The 18,023-nt window shown below is 70.6% G+C and carries 13 protein-coding genes; 4 read left to right on the plus strand and 9 right to left on the minus strand.

All coding sequences use genetic code 11. The features are described 5' to 3' along the window. Positions 1–2: 2 nt before the first annotated feature. The gene (locus ACQEWB_RS17980) at positions 3–659 is read right to left on the minus strand and encodes a response regulator transcription factor (protein ID WP_432832094.1); all 657 of its coding nucleotides are present in this window, start codon (positions 657–659) and stop codon (positions 3–5) included. 118 nt (positions 660–777) lie between these two features. Between ACQEWB_RS17980 and ACQEWB_RS17985 the strand changes: the two genes are divergently transcribed. Continuing rightward, a complete protein-coding gene (locus tag ACQEWB_RS17985) occupies positions 778–1,980 on the plus strand; it encodes a serine hydrolase domain-containing protein (RefSeq protein WP_432832097.1) in 1,203 nt (400 codons plus the stop codon). A 27-nt stretch (positions 1,981–2,007) separates the two neighbouring features. Here the strand turns inward: ACQEWB_RS17985 and ACQEWB_RS17990 are convergent, their stop codons facing one another. The 3 genes from ACQEWB_RS17990 to ACQEWB_RS18000 all read right to left on the minus strand — a co-directional run bounded on the left by ACQEWB_RS17990 (position 2,008) and on the right by ACQEWB_RS18000 (position 5,329). After that, positions 2,008–3,060, minus strand: coding sequence for an esterase-like activity of phytase family protein (locus ACQEWB_RS17990; protein WP_432832099.1), 1,053 nt, complete (start codon positions 3,058–3,060; stop codon positions 2,008–2,010). A gap of 53 nt (positions 3,061–3,113) precedes the next feature. Next, positions 3,114–3,983: a serine hydrolase gene (locus tag ACQEWB_RS17995; protein ID WP_432832101.1), complete on the minus strand. Its 870-nt coding sequence runs from the start codon at positions 3,981–3,983 to the stop codon at positions 3,114–3,116. A 116-nt stretch (positions 3,984–4,099) separates the two neighbouring features. Continuing rightward, positions 4,100–5,329: a hypothetical protein gene (locus ACQEWB_RS18000; RefSeq protein WP_432832103.1), complete on the minus strand. Its 1,230-nt coding sequence runs from the start codon at positions 5,327–5,329 to the stop codon at positions 4,100–4,102. A gap of 316 nt (positions 5,330–5,645) precedes the next feature. On the opposite strand from ACQEWB_RS18000, the gene ACQEWB_RS18005 reads away from it, so the two are divergent. Next, the gene (locus ACQEWB_RS18005) at positions 5,646–7,922 is read left to right on the plus strand and encodes an ArnT family glycosyltransferase (protein WP_432832105.1); all 2,277 of its coding nucleotides are present in this window, start codon (positions 5,646–5,648) and stop codon (positions 7,920–7,922) included. 143 nt (positions 7,923–8,065) lie between these two features. After that, on the plus strand, positions 8,066–8,869 hold the full coding sequence (locus ACQEWB_RS18010) for an endonuclease I family protein (RefSeq protein ID WP_432832107.1): 804 nt from the start codon (positions 8,066–8,068) through the stop codon (positions 8,867–8,869). A gap of 37 nt (positions 8,870–8,906) precedes the next feature. Here the strand turns inward: ACQEWB_RS18010 and ACQEWB_RS18015 are convergent, their stop codons facing one another. The 5 genes from ACQEWB_RS18015 to ACQEWB_RS18035 all read right to left on the minus strand — a co-directional run bounded on the left by ACQEWB_RS18015 (position 8,907) and on the right by ACQEWB_RS18035 (position 16,211). Beyond that, positions 8,907–11,648: a caspase, EACC1-associated type gene (locus tag ACQEWB_RS18015; RefSeq protein ID WP_432832109.1), complete on the minus strand. Its 2,742-nt coding sequence runs from the start codon at positions 11,646–11,648 to the stop codon at positions 8,907–8,909. Continuing rightward, positions 11,635–11,997, minus strand: coding sequence for an effector-associated constant component EACC1 (locus tag ACQEWB_RS18020; protein WP_432832111.1), 363 nt, complete (start codon positions 11,995–11,997; stop codon positions 11,635–11,637). Before ACQEWB_RS18020 ends, ACQEWB_RS18015 begins: the two co-directional genes overlap by 14 nt. 76 nt (positions 11,998–12,073) lie before the next feature. Beyond that, positions 12,074–13,759, minus strand: coding sequence for a thiamine pyrophosphate-binding protein (locus tag ACQEWB_RS18025; protein ID WP_432832113.1), 1,686 nt, complete (start codon positions 13,757–13,759; stop codon positions 12,074–12,076). Continuing rightward, positions 13,756–14,739: an agmatinase gene (speB, locus tag ACQEWB_RS18030; protein ID WP_432832115.1), complete on the minus strand. Its 984-nt coding sequence runs from the start codon at positions 14,737–14,739 to the stop codon at positions 13,756–13,758. Before speB ends, ACQEWB_RS18025 begins: the two co-directional genes overlap by 4 nt. Positions 14,740–14,753: 14 nt before the next feature. After that, positions 14,754–16,211: a sodium:solute symporter gene (locus ACQEWB_RS18035; RefSeq protein ID WP_432832117.1), complete on the minus strand. Its 1,458-nt coding sequence runs from the start codon at positions 16,209–16,211 to the stop codon at positions 14,754–14,756. Positions 16,212–16,347: 136 nt separating this feature from the next. Between ACQEWB_RS18035 and ACQEWB_RS18040 the strand changes: the two genes are divergently transcribed. Further along, positions 16,348–17,964 (plus strand): PucR family transcriptional regulator ligand-binding domain-containing protein, encoded by a 1,617-nt coding sequence (locus ACQEWB_RS18040; protein WP_432832119.1) that lies wholly within the window; start codon positions 16,348–16,350, stop codon positions 17,962–17,964. Positions 17,965–18,023 lie beyond the last annotated feature (59 nt).

Here is an 18,023-nt window from a genome sequence, read left to right on the forward strand (position 1 = left end):
CGTCACGCCCGCAGCCGGTAGCCCGCGCCGGTCACCGTCTCGATCAGCGGTGGGTCGCCGAGCTTGCGGCGCAGTGTGCCGACGGTGATCCGGACCGCGTTGGTGAACGGATCCGCGTGCTCGTCCCACACCTTCTCCAACAGGGTCTCGGCGCTGACCACCGCACCGCCCGCCGACAGCAGCTGGGTGAGCACGCCGAACTCCTTGGGTGCCAGCGAGAGCAGCCGCCCGGCCCGTTCGGCGGTGAGCCGCGCGGGGTCGAGGGTCACGTCGGCGGCCCGCAGCACCGTTGGCCGGGCGGGGGCGCTGCGCCGGGCCAACGCGTGCACCCGGGCGACCAGTTCGGCGAACGCGAACGGCTTGCCGAGGTAGTCGTCGGCGCCGAGGAGGAGCCCGTCGACCCGGTCCTCGACCGCGCCGAAGGCGGTCAGCATCAGGATGCGGGTGGCTCCCCGGGCCGCCAGGCGCCGGCACACCGTGTCGCCGTGCACCACCGGCAGACTCCGGTCGAGGACCACGACGTCGTACGAGTTGACCTCGCTCTTCTCCAGCGCCACCGCGCCGTCCCCGGCGAGGTCGACGGCGAAGCCGTGCTTGCGCAGGCCGGTCGCGATGTATCCGGCCAAGGGCTGTTCGTCCTCCACCAAGAGCACCCTCATGGGCCCGGATTATCGCCACCGGGACCTATGGATCCCGTATGGGCGGACGAACGATCACGCATACCCGCGGCCCGGTAGACCTGCTGCCGCTCCACCTCGACTGCGAAAGGAATCAACCATGTCGGCCAGTCCCTCCCGGCGTTCAGTGATCGGCGCGCTCGGCGCGGCCTCGGCCGGCGGGCTGGTGACCGGCGCCGCCGTCCCGGCCGCGGCGGACGACCGGTCCGGCCCGGTGCCCGAAGGTCTGCGGCCCGGCGGCGAGTTCGACCGTTACGTGGCGGCCGAGGCGGCGGCGGACGAGTTCTCCGGCTCGCTGCTGCTGACCCGCGGCGGCCGGACCGTACTGGCCCGCTCGTACGGCATGGCCGACAAGCAGCGATCCGTCCCGAACGGGCCGGACACGCTCTTCGCCCTGGCCTCGGTGACGAAGCTGTTCACCGCGGTCGCCGTGCACCAGCTGGCACAGCAGCGCAAGGTCACCTACGGCGCCCGCCTCGGCACCTACCTCGACGGCTTCCCCTCCTCCGTCGCCGACAACGTGACCGTCCACCAACTCCTCACCCACACCTCGGGGTTCGGCGACGTCCACATGCTGCCCGGCTACCAGGCGGCCGAGGCCGGCTGGACCACCCCGGAGCAGACCATGAAGGGCCTCGTCGACCTCATCCGGCAGTCCGAGCCCGGTTTCCAGCCGGGCGCGGGCTGGGCCTACAGCAACTCCGGCTACGTCCTGCTCGGCGCGATCGTCGAGAAGGTGACCGGGATGTCGTATTACGACTACGTGCGGCGGTACGTCTTCGCCGCGGCCGGAATGACCCGGACACGCTTCCTCACCAGACCGCAGTGGCAGGCGGGCCGGAACATCGCGCACCCCTACTACCCGGACGGACAGGGCAGTTGGACCGACGGCGTCCCGGAGGCCCGGTACGTGGTGGGCGATCCGGCGGGGGACGCGTTCACCACCTGCGCCGACCTCGACCGCTTCGGACGTCTGCTGTGGCGGGGGCGGCTCCTCGACCCGGGCTGGACGCCGCTGATGCTGAGCGGCAAGGTGCCGCTGCCCCCGGCGCCCACGGCCCCGACCGGCGACGACACCGGCGTCCCCGCACAGGCGCTCTTCCAGTGCTACGGCCCCGTCGGGGCGCTCGTCTCGGGCCGGTGGACGTTCAGCCACGGCGGGGGCAGCACCCTCGGCGTGTCGACGTCGGTCGAGGTGTTCCCGGAGACCGGCTGGGGCGTGGTGGTGCTGTCCAACTACGCGGGCGCCCTGGTCCCGGAGATCGCGAGCCTCGCGCGGAAGCTGATCACGGCCGGGCGGTGAGGTCCACGCCCGGCCGGTATCGGCAGGTTAGTGCCCCGGCCTGACCGTCAGGTAGTAGAACCGGGTCGTCTGGGTCGCGCCCGCGTTGTCGTCGCTGACCAGCAGGACCTTGAAGCGGCCCTTGTCATGGCCCGTGATCACCATGCCCTCGATGTTGTCGAGGAGCGGGTTGGGCTGGGGCTGCTTGGCGGTGGCGCCGAGGGACGGGCAGTCGGCGATGTCCGTGAGGAGCGTCTTCCTGATCAGGCGGACGTCCGACTGGCCCGTGAGGTTCTCGATGCCGCTGGTGTCCGTGGCGTGCCGCGGGTCGGCGACGAAGAGGCGGACCGTGTTGCCGACGCCGGACGTGAAGCCGCGCTCCAGGACGAGGAGGCGGCCGTCGGGCAGGGCCTGGACCTCGGGGACGCCGAGGATGGCCTCGTCGGTGCGGTAGGCGTACTGGGCGCCGAGCTTCCAGTGGTCGCCCTTGGTGCGGGTCCAGGTCTGGAAGCGGACGATGCCGGTCGAGTCGCCGGAGATCGCGTACTCCATGGACGCCAGCAGGGTGTGGCCACCGGGGAGGAGGGTCAGGCCCTCGAAGGTCTGGTTCGTGGTGGCCCGGCCGGCGGGGGCGACCAGCAGCGAGGACGGGACCGGGAGGCGGTCCAGGATCTTGCCGTCGGCGCTGTAGCGGCGGATCGACGGCTCGGTCTCCGAGGTGATCAGGCGGGTGCCGTCGCCGTCGATGACCAGGCCCTCGGAGTCCAGCGCGGCGCCGTTCTCGTCGGCGAGCTGCACGACCCGCTTCGGCGCGAGCGTCTTCGCGTCCAGGTCGAAGAGGGACGAGCGGTCCTCCAGGGCTGCGAGGGAGCCGTCCTTGTCCACGGCGAGCGCGGAGAAGTTGCCGACGAAGGTGCCCTGGTACGTCGTCTTGTCGAGCGCGTCGGAGAAGCGGTCGATCGAGACGGACGGTGAACAGGCGTTCCCCGGAAGGGAGTTGGCGGCCACAACATCGGTGGCCGCGGCGGGCCCGGCGGCGGACAGACAGGTGGCCGCCGCCAGGGCCGCGGTGGCGGTCGCGAGTACGTTTCTCAGGCGCATGGGCGTCACCGTAGGACGGGTCGGTGACGCACGGGAGTCCGACGCGTGAAGCGTCAGCTTGCGGCCAGATCCTTGTGAATTGCCTTTGCGACGCCCTGGATGGTCGTAATGCCGTAGTTCATGGTGCTGTTGTCCCAAGTGAGCACCGTGATCATGTAGTCGTGGCCGCCGCCGGTGAAGGTGCCGACGCTGTGCACCCGCCAGCCGTGCGTGGAGCGCTGCAGCCAGCCGTTCTTGACGTGCCAGGTGACGCCGGCCGGGCGGCCGTACGGGGTGCCCCAGCGCTGCGACGAGATGACCTGGCCCATCAGCTTCAGGATGTAGGCGCGGGAGTTGTCGCTCAGCACCGAGTTCTTCGCGGTGACCAGCTTGAGCAGCTTCTGCTCGTCGGTGACGTTGATCTGGGTCAGGCCCCAGTAGCCGTTCGCGCCGGGGACGGTCTTCGTCATGCCGGCGGCGGAGAGGAAGCCCTTGATCTTGGTCAGGCCGAGCTGCTTCCAGAGCTTGCTGGTCGCGTCGTTGTCCGACTTGGTGATCATGGCCTTGGCGCGGGCGGCCTCGGTGTCGGTCAGGTAGCGGTTGTGCTTCTTCGCGTCCCAGAGCAGGGTCGCGAGCACGGTCACCTTCACCACGCTCGCGGAGTCGTAGGAGTTGGTGGCCCGCAGCGAGCAGGTGGTGTTGGTGGAGCGGTCGTAGAGGCCGACCGCGACGGTGCCCTTGCGGTCGGCCAGGGCGGCGGTGATGTCCTTCTTCAGCTTGGTGGCGAGGGCCGCCTTGGAGGACGTACAGCTGACGGTGGGTGTGGCCGCCGCGGCGGCGGGGGCGAGGGCCGTCACGAGCGCTGACACACCGAGTCCGGCCGCCACGAGCACTCTCGCGCGGCCGGACCCGTTGAGTCGCTCGCCGGATATCCGGTTTCTCATGCCCCAGTTGACCCACCGACACCTGCGAAAGGTTGCACGGGGAGCGAAGAGATGTGCGATCCGTTATCCGCTTCTCCTGCGGAACCGCCCGGATTCTCCTGCGGAACCGCCCGGTCTCAGCCCTGTGGTTCGTCCGGCAGGTCCGGGAAGGGCTTGTTCTTCGTCCAGGTGGCGGCGTCGAGCCTGCCCAGGGTGTGGCGTTTCAGCATCTCGCTGACGAAGTAGCGGGCGATGAGGTGGTAGACCGCCTCGGTCGGATGCCCCAGGTCGCTGGTGGTGATGCGCCGGCGCATGTTCGAGGGGACCGGGTCCTTCGCCCCCGGTGGCATGCTGATTTCGTAGTGGACCGGCACTCCCCTGTCCTGGGGCTCCCGCTCCAGATGCCAGGTGGGCAGGTTGGCGCTGATGGAGTTCATCCAGCGGCTCATCTGCACGAGCTGGACGTTGTTGGGCAGCGGCGCGTTCGGCCCGTCCGGCCAGTGCTGCACGAGGCTCGCCAGCATCGCGTTGTAGCGGCGGGTGACGGGCTCGATCTTCCGCGCCTCCTCGATCATGTTCGGCTCGGCGAGGCCCTCCATGTACCTGATGGCGTTGTAGACGCTGGGCAGGTCCACCACCATGAAGTGGTGGTCGCCCCGGCCCTCGCCGTCCGTGAAGCTGGAGTTGATCAGCTCGACCAGGGACTGGATCTCCGCGACGGCCGGGAAGACGCCCACACCGCCGGTGAGCTGTCCCGGGTTGTTCTGACTCCAGGTGCGCCAGGCCGCGTAGTCGTCCGTGGCCGGCAGGTTCTGGGTCTTCGCCGGGTCGTAGTCGGGCCGCAGCACGGTGACGAAGTCGTTGAGGCCGATCCACACGACGTGCAGCGTGGGGCCGCCGAATTGCGTGCCCATCTCGCGGCGCTGGAGAATGTAGTCCTCCACCTGCCCCCTGAGGTAACTGAGCGCACCGAACTTGGGCGGGAACGTCCAGTCCATGGTGACGATGCAGCCGCCCATGGCGTAGTTGACGTACCTGAGCTCGGGCGGCGCGGGTTTCGGAGGCTGCGGCCTTTTCAGCTCCGCGATATAGTCCTCCAGGGTTTTCCACGGTCGCATTTCCACCGGCCGGTCCCAGCTGCCGACTTCCAGTGTCGAATACTTCGACAGCGTGCGGTAGTCGTTGGACTTGCGGATCGACAGCTCACGGTTTCCCCACATGAGCGTCTCGCCGGTGGCCCATTCGACCAGGAAGTCGGCCCAGTTCCGGCCGTCGCTGAAACGACCCGTCTCGTTTACGCGCATCCTCCGGGTGAGCCGGCCGATTTCACCCCACGGCCAGATCCACTTGTTCCCGATGTCGGACATGCTGTCGCCGAGAACGACAACGTTCTTAATGTCGGCCATTAAGTCCCCCAGACCTGATGGATTGCCGACGTGCCGGACCCAAACCATAGAGCGGGAGAAGTAAGTCCGATAGGGGTTCGATGCATCGGGAAATGGAAGGGTCCCATCAGTTGACAGAAGTTCGGCGCAGGGATCCGGATAATGCACCGGAATATCCAGCCGCCCGGCTTCCTTGCATGAGCCATGACCCGCCCCTTACGGACTCCTTGGCACATTCACAGCCAACTGCCAGGCGCGGAACAGCTCTCACCCACCCCGCGCCTGCACCATGACGCTCGTGACATCTGCCACCGATCCGCACCCCCACACCGAGACCGTGTCCGCCGACTGGCCGCCGCCCGCTCCACCGGCGTCGCCCCCGGACAAGGCGCCACGCTGGTCGCTGCCCGCCCTGCTCGCGATCCTGGTCCTGGCGGCGGTCCTGTACGCCTGGAACCTGTCCGGCTCCAGCCTGAACACCTTCTACAGCGGGGCCATCTGGGCCGGCACGAAGAGCTGGAAGGCCTGGTTCTTCGGCTCGCTGGACCCGGGCAACTTCATGACCGTCGACAAACCGCCGTTCGCGACGATGGTCATGAGCCTGTCGGCCCGGATCTTCGGCTTCGGTACCTGGCAGATGATGTTGCCGCAGGTCCTGGCCGGACTCGGCGCGATCTGGATCCTGCACTCCTCCGTGAAGCGTGTGTGGGGCCATGTCGCGGCGACCGTCGCCGCGCTGGTGTTCGCGCTGACCCCGATCACCGTCGCGATCAACCGCGACAACAACCCCGACACCATCCTGGTCTTCCTCATGGTCGCGGGCGCGGCGCTCGCACTGCGCGCCACCCGTGACGAGAAGCTGCTGCCGCTGCTCGGCTCGGCGGCCTGCTTCGGCCTGGCCTTCAACACCAAGCTGCTGGCGGGCTGGATCGCCCTCCCGGCCGTCTTCGCGCTCTACCTGTACGCGTCGAAGGCCCCCTGGGTGAAGCGCGCCGTCAACCTGCTGCTGGCCGCGGTGGTCCTCGCCGTCTTCAGCTTCTGGTGGGCACTCGCGGTCTCCCTGGTCCCCGCCTCCGACCGCCCGTACATCGGCGGTTCGACGGACGGCACCGCCTGGGACCTGATCATGGGTTACGACGGTCTCGGCCGCGTCTTCGGCGGCGAGGGCAACGGCGGCGGTGGCGGCGGAGGCGGCGGCTTCTCCGGCAGCGCGGGCCTGGGCCGGATGTTCAACGACATCCTCGGCGGCCAGATCTCCTGGCTGCTGCCCTTCTCCGCGATCGCCCTGATCGGCGGCCTGGTGCTGTGCGGGCGCGCACCGCGCACCGACCTCAAGCGGATGGGCCTCGTCCTGTGGGGCGGCTGGACCCTGCTCCACTACGTCATCTTCGCGACCGCCCAGGGCACCATGCACCCGTACTACACGACCGCGCTCGCCCCGGGCATCGCGGCGCTGTGCGGCGGCGGTGGCGTGATGCTCTTCGACGCCTACCGCAACGACAAGCGCTGGGCCTGGGTCCTGCCGGTCGCCTTCGGCGTCACCGGCATCTGGGCGATCGTGCTGCTGCGCCGGGCCTCCGGCTGGAACACCTGGCTGTGGCCGGCCATCGCGCTGGTGACGGCCCTGGCGATCGCGGGCCTGCTCGTCTTCCGGTCCGGCAACAAGGCACGGCTGCTCACCGCGTCCGTCGCCGCGGCGCTGGTGGCGGCCCTGGCGGGCCCGACGGCGTACGCCGTCTCGCCGGCGTTCGACTCCTCGACCGGCGGCGGCATGGGCGGCTCGAACCCGACGGCCGGCCCCTCGACGGGCGGCGGCATGGGCGGCGGCCCAGGCGGTGGCGGCGGCACCCGCGGCGGCTTCCCCGGCGGCGGCGAGATGCCGGGCGGCACCCAGCAGGGCGGCCAGAACAACCAGGCCGGCGGCGCGCCCGAGGGCGGCTTCCCCGGCGGGGGCCAGCAGAACGGTGAGATGCCGGGCGGCGGGAACGGCGAGCTGCCCCAGGGCGGCAACGGCCAGGCCCCGGGCGGCACCGGCGAAGCCGGCGGTACGGCTCCGGGCGGCACCGGCGAGGCGGGCGGTACGGCTCCCGGCGGCGGTACGACCGGTCAGCGCGGCGGCTTCGGCGGCGGCGGTGGCGGCGGCATGGGCGGCGGCGCCTCCAGCGAGCTCATCGCGTACCTGAAGAAGCACCAGGACGGCGCCAAGTGGCTGCTCGCGGTGTCCAACTCGCAGAGCTCCGCGCAGATCGAGCTGAGCGCCCAGGAACCGGTCATCTCCATGTGGGGCTTCACCGGCTCCGACAACGGCATGACGGTCGCCAAGCTCAAGGAGATCGTGAAGAAGGGCGAGTTGCACTACATCCAGATCAGCAGCGGCGGCATGGGCGGTGGAATGGGCGGCAACAACACGCTCGCCACCGAGGTCGCGAACTGGGTGAAAGCGCACGGCACGGCGGTCAAGGAGAGCGCGTACAGCAAGAGTTCGACGTCGAGTTCGTCGAGTTCCTCGGCTTCGTCGTCGAGCACGAGCACGACCGCCTCGATCTACCGCCTGGACCCGTCGGACGTGAAGTGACCCCGACGTAGGCATCCGGCCAAAGGCCCCCGACCACACGGTCGGGGGCCTTTTTTAACATCCCGTTAACCTCCAAGACCTCATGTCCATGTCACCCTCCCTCTTGCCGCCTCCATTCAACCCGCGTAGATGGGACAACCTTTATGCTGGCGACACGCATACGGCGCTGGAAGTCGGTGGCCCTGGCCACGGCAGCCGTCCTGGTGGGCCTCGCCGTCCCGGCCGTTTCCGCGACCCCGGCCGCCGCCACGACGACCGACTACGACTCGACGTACTACAAGAACGCGATCGGCAAGTCGGGCACGAGCCTCAAGTCGGCCCTGCACACAATCATCAGCAGCCAGACCAAGATCTCGTACTCCGCGGTCTGGAACGCGCTGAAGGTCACCGACCAGGATCCGAACAACAGCAACAACGTGATCCTGCTGTACAGCGGCGTCTCCCGTGCCAAGTCCCTGAACGGCGGCGACGTCGGCGACTGGAACCGCGAGCACGTGTGGGCCAAGTCCCACGGCGACTTCGGCGAGGTGACCGGCCCCGGCACCGACCTGCACCACCTGCGCCCGGCCGACGTCCAGGTCAACAGCATCCGCGGCAACCTGGACTTCGACAACGGCGGCAGCGCGGTCACCAACGGCGGCGGCAGCACCGTCGACTCCGACTCCTTCGCGCCGCGCGCCGCGGACCGGGGCGACGTGGCCCGCATGATCCTCTACATGGCCGTGCGCTACGAGGGCGACGACGGCTTCGCCGACCTGGAGCCCAACGAGAAGGTCAACAACGGCTCCAACCCCTACATGGGCAAGCTCTCCGTCCTCAAGGCCTGGAACGAGGCGGACCCGCCGAGCGCCTTCGAGGAGAACCGCAACCAGGTCATCTACGACACCTACCAGCACAACCGCAACCCGTTCATCGACCACCCGGAGTGGGTCGAGGCGATCTGGTAGGCACCGCGCGTCGGGCGCAACTGGGCGGGCGGACCGCTCAGTTGCGCCTGAAACACACGGTGTAGGCGATCGACGGGAAGGCGTTGGACCGCCAGGTGGTCCAGCCGTTGGAGCCGCAGTAGGCGGTGTCGTCGTACGCGGAAACGCGGCCGGTGACCACGACGTTGGCGACACTGCACGAGGCCGCCTGGAAGGTGTGCTGCTGCCCGGAGCCGGTCATCAGCAGACAGGACCCGACCGGGGCGCGACCGGCTGCGTCGGGGTAGTTCATCGACAGGCAGTGCACGACGTTCAGTTGGCTCCACTTGGTGGTGGTCCTGATGGTCTCCTCGACATTGGCGTACGACTGGCAGCGGGACGAGTCGTCCGTGCCGGTGAGCCGCGCTTTCACGGTGAAGTTGCCCGTGGCGCAGGACTGCCGGTACCAGGCGCTGGCCGCCGAGTTGGGGCCGAAGACGCACTCGCCGACCCGCGCGTGATAGGCGCTGGTGGCCTTGTAGGAGAGACAGAGCACCCGGTCGTAGTAGGCGTTGCTCACGTTGTAGTCGCTGTCCGCGGTACCGGAGCACTCCCCGGAATCCGTGGTGTCGTCGAACGCCTGCACCACCTTGAAGTCCCCGCCCGTGCAACCGACCTTCCGCAGCACCGGTTTCTCGTACGTGCCCTCGTTGGCGAGGCAGTCGCCGGTACCCGTCGTCTCCCAGAAACTCGTCGGACTGGGACTCGGCGTCGGGGTGTCCTCGGGCTCCGTCGTGGGATCGTCCGGTGTCTCGCTGTCGGACGTCGTCGGATCCGGTTCCGGTTCGGTGTACGAGGGTGTGTCCGGCGCCGACCGGGTGGAACCGGAGCTGCGGTTGTCGTCGCTCGAACCCGCGTCGGCGAAGTGGACCGGCAGCCAGATCAGGAGCGCCAGGCAGACCAGTGCCAGCAGGGCGACCAGGGCGCCGCGTCCCGCCGGTGGGGACGGCGGCGGGGGTGGCGGGGGCAGCGGAGGGGTGCCGGAGCCCGGGTCGGGGGGCCGCGGCGGCGGGGTGGCGACCGGTGGTCGTTTGACGGCCTCGTTCTGCATGAGGCGGCGCAGCGACTGGTTGCGGGCGTGGATGCCGGGTGCCGCCTTCTCGACGGGCAGGTAGGCGCCGGGCTTGACCGGGCCGGTGGCCGCCGCGCAGATCTCCACCACCCGTGCCGCGGTGGGCCGTTGGTCGGGGTCCTTGGCCAGGCACTGCCGGACGAGGTCGCGGACCACCGGGTCCAGGGCGTCGAGGTCGGGCTCTTCGTGCGCGATGAGGTTGATGACGCCGAGCGGGTCCTCGGCCGCGAAGGCGTCCTTGCCGGTGGCGAGGTGGTAGATCGTGGCGCCCAGCGTGAAGATGTCCGACTTGGGGGTGACCGGCTGCCGTCCCGTCGCCTGCTCCGGGGACCGGTAGGCCGGCGTGCCCAGCTGCGTGTTCGTGTGGGTCATGCGGGTGGCCGTGACGGACTTGGCGATGCCGAAGTCGATGACCTTGGGCCCGGTCTCGTCCAGCATGACGTTGGCCGGCTTCAGGTCGCGGTGGATGGCGCCGACCGCGTGGATGTCACCGAGTCCCCGGGCCATCCCCGAGGCGATCAGCATCACGTCCCGGGTGGGCAGCGGACCGGCTTCCCTGACGAGTTCGAGCAGGGACGGCCCGCACACATAGGTGCCGGCCAGCCAGGGCGGGTCCGACCAGGGGTCGGCGGCCACGAGTTGGGCGACATGGTTGCCGCGCACCCGCTGGGCGATGTCGACCTCGCGGGCGAAGCGTTTCGCGAACTCCGGGTCCTGGGCCAGGTCGGCGTGCAGGACCTTGACGGCGAGGGGCTGCCCGCCGGGCGTGAACGCCAGGAAGACCCGGCCGGCCCCGCCCTCCCCGAGCCGCGCCTTGAGGACGTACGGGCCTATCTTGCGGGGGTCGACGTCTTTGAGCGGCTCGAAGCGGAACTCGTCGGCGGCCCGCACCGCGGCCTGGCCGCGCACGAACAGGAACTGGTCCGGCCGCCCGCTGTAGTGCAGATCCGGCATCGGCGGAGTGCTCACGTCCGGCAGGCTCGTGCCGCGCAGCCGGCTCCTGACGTCGTCGTGCAGGTCGGCCACGGTCGCCCCAAGGGAGTCCTCGGCGTGTGCCTCGCGGACCACCTCCGACAGGAACTTGGTGAAGTAGGTCAGGCCGCCCGGCTTCTCCTCGAAGTACGTCTTCTGGGTGTGCTTGCAGGCGGTCCAGATGTAGGTGCCGGCGCCGCGCGTCGGGCTGGAGCCGTCGGCGTGGCCGGTGAGGCCGGCGGAGGGCTCGGCGTAGCGGGTGGCGATGCCGGCGCAGCAGCAGTCGAGGACGAAGATCTTCATGCGGGCGTTGCCGCGTTCCAGCAGCTCCCGCACCTCGCGGAAGCGGAGCGAGGTCAGGGCGCGCTGCGCGGGGTCCTCGCTGGTGTCGGTGAGGGCGAGCCCGAGGTCGTAACGGCCGCTGTTGCTCGTCAGCAGCTGGCCGTGGCCGACGTAGTAGAACAGCAGCACGTCGTCGACGTCGTCGATCAGCTTGGCCATGTCCCTCAGGACCTTGCTGCTGTCGCGCCGGTCCGCGAAGGAGGTGATGCGCTTCGCGGGCCACTCCGCAGGCCCGGTCAGCACCCGGCGCATCTCCTCCAGGCTCTTGAGCGCCGCGGGCATGGGGCTGCGGTCCTGGAAGCCGGCCGTGTACTTCGAGGTGCCCAGCAGGATGGCGCGCGACCGACCGAAGTCGATGTCGTCACGCCGGGTCATCCGGAGCCTCCGCCGGTGCCGGTGTCTCCAGGGCCCTGGCCGCCTCCATGACCTCGCGGAGCTTGACCTCGGCGTTGCGCCCGTTCACCCGGAAGCGCTTGCCGCCGACCTCGACCTCGATCTCGGTGGTCTGGGCCCCGATCCACAGCTGGAGGGCGCTCACCGCGGCGACGATCGGCCCGCCGGCGGCACACACCACCGACAGGAAGTCCCACACGGTGCCCTGGCTGTTGCGCTCGGGCGGCGGCTCCACGACGTCCACCTCGACGCCCGGATGTCCACCCATCCAGTCGCGCAGCCCGTCGAGCCGCCCGACGCCGTTCACGTAAACACGCAGTTCGACTGTCATGCGCAGTAGCAACTTCCCCCGAAGCGTAGATGCGCATCGAGGTTAGATCGTCACACGGCGTCAGTCCAGGGCACGGTCAGCCAAGGTGCGTAGGCGCGAACATCCGCAGCACCGCGGGGAGTACGACCACGCAGGGCCCCGGCGTCGTAAGCGCCTTGGTCAGGTCCGTCTCCAGGGTCTCCGGTGTCGTCCGGACACCGGGTACCCCGAAGGACTCGGCCAGGGCCACGTAGTCGGGGCGGGTCAGTTCCGTCGCCGTCGGCTCGCCGAAGGCGTCCGTCATGTACTCGCGGAGGATGCCGTAGCCGCCGTCGTCGACGATCAGCCAGGTGACGTCGAGCCCGTACTGCTTCGCCGTCGCCAACTCCGCGATGGAGTACAGGGCTCCGCCGTCGCCGGAGACCGCGAGGACCGGGCGGGTCGGGTCGGCCGCCGCCGCGCCGAGGGCCGCCGGGAAGCCGTAGCCGAGGCCGCCGGCGCCCTGGGCGGAGTGGAGCAGGTTGGGGCCCTTGGCGTCGAAGGCGGACCAGGCCCAGTAGGCCAGGATGGTCATGTCCCAGAAGGACGGGGAGTCGGCGGGGAGGGCGCGACGGACCGAGGCCAACACGTCCTGTTCCAGGGTGAGTTCCTGGGCGGCGATGCGGTCGGCGACGCGGGTGAGCACTGCCCGTACGCGCTCCGGGGCCGACTCGTCCTCGCGGGGCGAAACCGTCTCCAGCAGCGCCTGCAGGGCCGGCCGCGCGTCCGCGTGGATGCCCAGCGCCGGGTGGTTGGACTCCAGTTTGCCCAGGTCCGCCTCGATCTGGATCACCCGGCCGCGCGGCTTGAACGTGTGGTAGTTGGAGGAGAGTTCACCCAGGCCGGAGCCGACGACCAGCAGTACGTCGGCGTCCTCCAGGAAGTCCGTGGTGTGCCGGTCCTCGATCCAGGACTGAAGGGACAGCGGGTGCTGCCACGGGAAGGCCCCCTTGCCGCCCGGTGTCGTCACGACCGGCGCCCGCAGCAGCTCCGCCAGCCGTCGCAGCTTGCCGCTCGCGTCCGCCCGTACCACTCCCCCGCCCGCGATGATCGCCGGGCGCTCGGCGCGGGACAGCAAGTCGGCGGCCACGGCGGTGAGTTCGGGGCGCGGGGGCAGGTCCTCGGGGAAGGCGTCGCCGCCGGTCACGACCGGGATCGACGTCTCGGCCAGCAGCACGTCCTGCGGGATCTCCACCCACACCGGGCCGTGCGGAGCCGTGAGCGCCGACTTCCAGGCCGCCGCGATCGCGGACGGGATCTGGGACTGGGTGCGGACCGTGTGGACCGACTTGACGACCCCTCTGAACGAGGCCGACTGGTCCGGGAGTTCGTGCAGGTAGCCGTGGCGGCCGCCGCCGAGCCCGGGCGTCGGGATCTGGCTGCTGATCGCGAGCACGGGGGCGGAGGCCGCGGCCGCCTCCTGGAGCGCGGCCAGGGAGGTCAGCGCGCCGGGGCCGGTGGACAGCAGCAGCGGGGCCGCCTCGCCCGTCACCCGGCCGTACGCGTCCGCCGCGAACCCCGCGTTGTTCTCCACCCGCAGGCCGATGTACCGCAGCGAGGAGCGGCGCAGGGCGTCGAACATGCCGAGGGCGTGCTGGCCGGGCAGGCCGAAGACGGTCGTCGCGCCGAGCCCGGCCAGTGTCTCCACCACCAGGTCTCCGCCGTTGCGGCCCGGAGGGGGATTCAGTGCCGCCTCCGTCTGGGCGGCCGTCGGACGCAGTTCCAGGTCGTGGTCGTGGGTCACTTCGCAGCCTTCTCCTGAGTCCTCGCCTCTGCGATCTGGCGGGACATGATGGTGGTCAGTTCGTACGCCGTGTGGGACGCGGCCACCGACGTGATCTCCGCGTGATCGTACGCGGGGGCCACCTCGACGACGTCGGCCGAGACGAGGTTGCACCCCGCCAGACCGCGGAGGATCTCCAGCAGCTCGCGGGAGGTCATGCCGCCCGCCTCCGGCGTACCCGTGCCGGGCGCGTGGGCCGGGTCAAGGCAGTCGATGTCGATCGAGATGTACAGCGGGCGGTCGCCGATGCGCTGACGCAGCTGGTCGGCGACCTCGTCGGCCCCGCGGCGGTAGATGTCCGCCGAGGTGACGATGCCGAAGCCCATCTTCTCGTCGTCGGTGAGGTCCTGCTTGCCGTAGAGGGGCCCGCGCGTACCCACGTGGGACAGCGCCGACGTGTCGAGGATGCCCTCCTCGACCGCCCGCCGGAACGGGGTGCCGTGCGTGTACTCCGCGCCGAAGTACGTGTCCCAGGTGTCGAGATGGGCGTCGAAGTGGAGCAGCGCGACCGGGCCGTGCTTCTTCGCCACGGACCGCAGCAGCGGCAGGGCGATGGTGTGGTCGCCGCCCAGGGTCATCAACCGGGCGCCGGTGCCGAGCAGTTCGTCGGCGGCCGCCTCGACGGTCTCGACGGCCTCGTTGATGTTGAAGGGGTTGACCGCGATGTCCCCGCCGTCCGCCACCTGGGCGAGGGCGAACGGGGACGCGTCCTGCGCCGGGTTGTAGGGCCGCAGCAGCCGGGACGCCTCGCGGATCGCGTTGCCGCCGAAGCGGGCGCCCGGCCGGTACGAGACGCCCGAGTCGAACGGCACGCCCACCACGGCGACGTCGGCGCGGCCGACCTCGTCGAGGCGGGGCAGCCGGGCGAAGGTCGCCGGCCCGGCGTACCGCGGGACGCGGGAGGAGTCGACGGGGCCGCGGGGCGTCTCGTTGCTGCTCATGGTGGAGTACCTTTCTAGTGGGAAGCCGGGATCGCTTCGGATGTGGGTTCGGGAGCCGCGTGGCCGGCGAGCCGTTCACGCCAGGTGGCCAGCACGGTCGCGTCGGTCGGCTTCGTCACGAGGGACACGACGGCGTAGGCGGCCAGGGACGCCAGCAGGCCGTAGTAGACGGGTTCGTTGGCGAGGATGCCGTAACCCGCCATCAGGCCGATCACCGCCAGGCTGCCGACGGTCACGGCGGCCAGTGCCCCCTGAACCGTGCCGCGCTTCCACAGCAGTCCGCCGAGGATCGGGACGAGGAGACCGCCGACCAACAGGTTGTACGCCACCGTCAGCGCCTCCACGACGTTGTTCAGCGTGATCGCCGTACCGATCACCCCCAGGCCCATGATCAGGATGAACACCCGGTTGCCCTGCACCTCATCATGGTCACCCGAGGTGGCCTTCCCCCGCAGCCGGGACCAGATGTCGTTGTTGGCGACGGTGGCGCAGGCGATCAGCGCACCGGAGGAGGTCGACATCACGGCGGCCAGGGCGGCGGCCAGCACCAACCCTCGTACACCGACGGGGAGTTCGTCCTTGACGATGGTCGCGAAGGCGTCGTCGGGGCTGCCGAGCCTGGGGTAGAGCACCCGGGCGGCCGTACCGATGACGGCACCGGCGAGGGCGTACGCCAGACAGTACGTACCGGCGACCGTGCCGCCCCACCTCGCCGTCCGGTCGCTGCGGGCGGTGAACACGCGCTGCCAGATGTCCTGGCCGATGAGCATGCCGAAGGTGTAGATCAGGACGTAGGTGAAGATCGTCTCGCCGCCGATGCCCAGCGGGTCGAAGTACTCGGTGGGCAGCTTGGCCTTCATCTCGCTGAAGCCGCCGGCCTTGACGACCGCGATAGGGAGCAGGAGCAGCAGCACACCGATCGTCTTGACCACGAACTGCACCATGTCGGTCAGGGTGATCGACCACATGCCGCCGAGCGTCGAGTACGCGACGACGATCGAACCGCCGAGGATGATCGCGACGGTCCGGTTCATGTCGAAGAGGACGTCGAAGATGGTGGCGTACGCGATGGTCGAGGTGACGGCGAGCATGAGGGTGTACGCCCACATGACGACGCCGGAGATGACGCCCGCGCGGCCGCCGTACCTCAGGTCCAGCATCTCGGAGACGGTGTAGACCTTGAGGCGGGCGATGCGGGCGGAGAAGAAGACGGAGAGGGCGAGCAGGCCGAGGCCGATGGTGAAGACCATCCAGGCGCCCGAGAGCCCGTACTGGTAGCCCAGGCCGACGCCGCCGATGGTGGACGCGCCGCCGAGGACGATCGCGGCCATGGTGCCGGAGTACATCGCGGGCCCGAGGCGGCGCCCGGCGACCAGGAAGTCGCTCTTCGACCTGGCGCGGCGCATGCCCCACCAGCCCATGGCCAGCATGCCGGCCAGATAGACGACGATCACTGTGTAGTCGACGGCCATGGGAGGGCCTCCTTCGCTTCGAAGTCGCAGTGGGTTCGCCGGCGGGTGACGTGGCACGACACTAGGTGGCCGGAAAGCGACTGCGAAGTGTACGTTTCATCCATTCGAGCCGTACGGGATGGAGGGAACGCACACCATGCCGGAACCCACGGTTCCCCCTACGCCACCCGTGCCCCTCGCGGCGCTCCTGGCCCGTGAGGACCTGGCCCTGAAGCAGATCGCGGGCCCCGTCGACCCCGACGTCGTCGTCCACTGGGCGCACACCTCGGAGATGGCCGACCCGTACCCGTATCTGCTCGGCGGCGAGCTGCTGCTCACCGCCGGGGTGCATGTCCCGGAGGCCGCCGGTACCGGTGCCTACTTCGACGACTACGTCTCGCGGATCGTGGCGGCGGGCGGCGCGGCCCTCGGCTTCGGGGTGGCGCCGGTGCACGACACGGTGCCGCGGGCGCTGGTGGCGGCCTGCGACACCTACGAGCTGCCGCTGATCGAGGTGCCGCCGCAGACGACCTTCTCCGGCGTGGCCCGCGCGGTCTGGCAGCTGATGGCCCAGGCCCGCCTCGCGGAGCTGCGCCGGGTGACGGAGGCCCAGCAGAGCCTGGCGGCCGCGGCCTCCCGCCCGGACCCGGTCCCGTCGGTACTGCGGCAGCTGGCCCAGCGGGTCGGCGGCCGGGCGGTGCTGTACGGCCCGGAGGGCGTGGAGGTCGCGGCGGCGGGCCGCCTGGCGGGCGCCGCCATCCGGGAATCCCTCGCCGAACTCGCCGAGGTGGTACGCCCGTCGGGCCCCGGCACCCCCACCTCCGCGACCGACTCCGCCGCCGGCACCCACCTCGCCGCCTACGCCCTCGGCGCCGGCCAGGGCTTCGTCCTCGCCGTCGCCTCCCCGCACCGCGAACCGGGCGACCACACGATCGCCTCGGTGGCAGCGGTACTGCTGTCCCTGTTGACCGGCGAGCACCAGAGCGGCACGGGTGCGGCCCGGTCCTCGGCGCTGGTACGGGTGCTGCTGGGGGCGGCGCCGGAGGAGGTGGCGCCGCTGCTCGGGGCGGGCGAGGGCGGCGCGGGCCGGTGGCTGGTGGTGCACGCGCGGCCGGACGCGCAGACGGGCGGTGCGGCGGCCGCATCCGCCGGGCCGGGTGCCACCCGCCCCGCCCAAGGCCTCGACGCGCAGGCTTCCGGCGCGAGGGCCGCCTCCGCGGGCCCGGCCGCCCGCCCCTCGCCCACCCCCGACCCGGTGTCCGCCTCCGCCCTCGGCGCCGCCCTCGGATCCCCCCTCGTCGATCTGGCCGGCGACATCGTCCGCGTCCTCCTCCCCGCCGACCGTGACCCCGCCCCGCCCCCCGGCTGGACCCTCGGCATCAGTGCCGCCGTCACTCCCGATGCCTGGGCGTCCGCCGACACCCAGGCCGCGCGTGCGCTGGCCCGTGCCTGTGCCACCCGTACCGCCCTGGTCCGGCACAGCGACCGCGCCGGGCTCGCCGACCTGCTGTCGCCGGACGAGGCCGCCGCGCACGCCCGTACCCTCCTCGCGCCGATCGGCGACTCCCCGGCGCTCACCGAGACGCTGCGCACCTGGCTGTCGCTGCACGGGAGTTGGGACCGTACCGCCGTCGCCCTGGCCGTCCACCGCAACACCGTCCGCCAGCGGATCGCCCGTTGCGCCGCGCTGCTCGACACCGACCTCGACGACCCCGACGTACGCATGGAGTTGTGGTTCGCGCTGCGGCAGCCACAGGTCCTGCGCCGGCAATAGGTACCGCGGCTCAACGCCATGAGTACGTGACCCACGTCGCAGCGTCCGGGACGCCAGGG

The sequence above is a fragment of the Streptomyces sp. CA-249302 genome (assembly GCF_050936785.1).
Taxonomy (GTDB): Bacteria; Actinomycetota; Actinomycetes; order Streptomycetales; family Streptomycetaceae; genus Streptomyces.

Coding starts and splice junctions, on each gene's coding strand:
- ACQEWB_RS17995 (WP_432832101.1), bottom strand. CDS start 3,983: ATGAGAAACCGGATATCCGGCGAGCGACTCAACGGGTCCGGCCGCGCG.
- ACQEWB_RS18010 (WP_432832107.1), top strand. CDS start 8,066: ATGCTGGCGACACGCATACGGCGCTGGAAGTCGGTGGCCCTGGCCACG.
- ACQEWB_RS17980 (WP_432832094.1), bottom strand. CDS start 659: ATGAGGGTGCTCTTGGTGGAGGACGAACAGCCCTTGGCCGGATACATC.
- ACQEWB_RS18040 (WP_432832119.1), top strand. CDS start 16,348: ATGCCGGAACCCACGGTTCCCCCTACGCCACCCGTGCCCCTCGCGGCG.
- ACQEWB_RS17990 (WP_432832099.1), bottom strand. CDS start 3,060: ATGCGCCTGAGAAACGTACTCGCGACCGCCACCGCGGCCCTGGCGGCG.
- speB (WP_432832115.1), bottom strand. CDS start 14,739: ATGAGCAGCAACGAGACGCCCCGCGGCCCCGTCGACTCCTCCCGCGTC.
- ACQEWB_RS17985 (WP_432832097.1), top strand. CDS start 778: ATGTCGGCCAGTCCCTCCCGGCGTTCAGTGATCGGCGCGCTCGGCGCG.
- ACQEWB_RS18035 (WP_432832117.1), bottom strand. CDS start 16,211: ATGGCCGTCGACTACACAGTGATCGTCGTCTATCTGGCCGGCATGCTG.
- ACQEWB_RS18015 (WP_432832109.1), bottom strand. CDS start 11,648: ATGACCCGGCGTGACGACATCGACTTCGGTCGGTCGCGCGCCATCCTG.
- ACQEWB_RS18000 (WP_432832103.1), bottom strand. CDS start 5,329: ATGTCCGACATCGGGAACAAGTGGATCTGGCCGTGGGGTGAAATCGGC.
- ACQEWB_RS18020 (WP_432832111.1), bottom strand. CDS start 11,997: ATGACAGTCGAACTGCGTGTTTACGTGAACGGCGTCGGGCGGCTCGAC.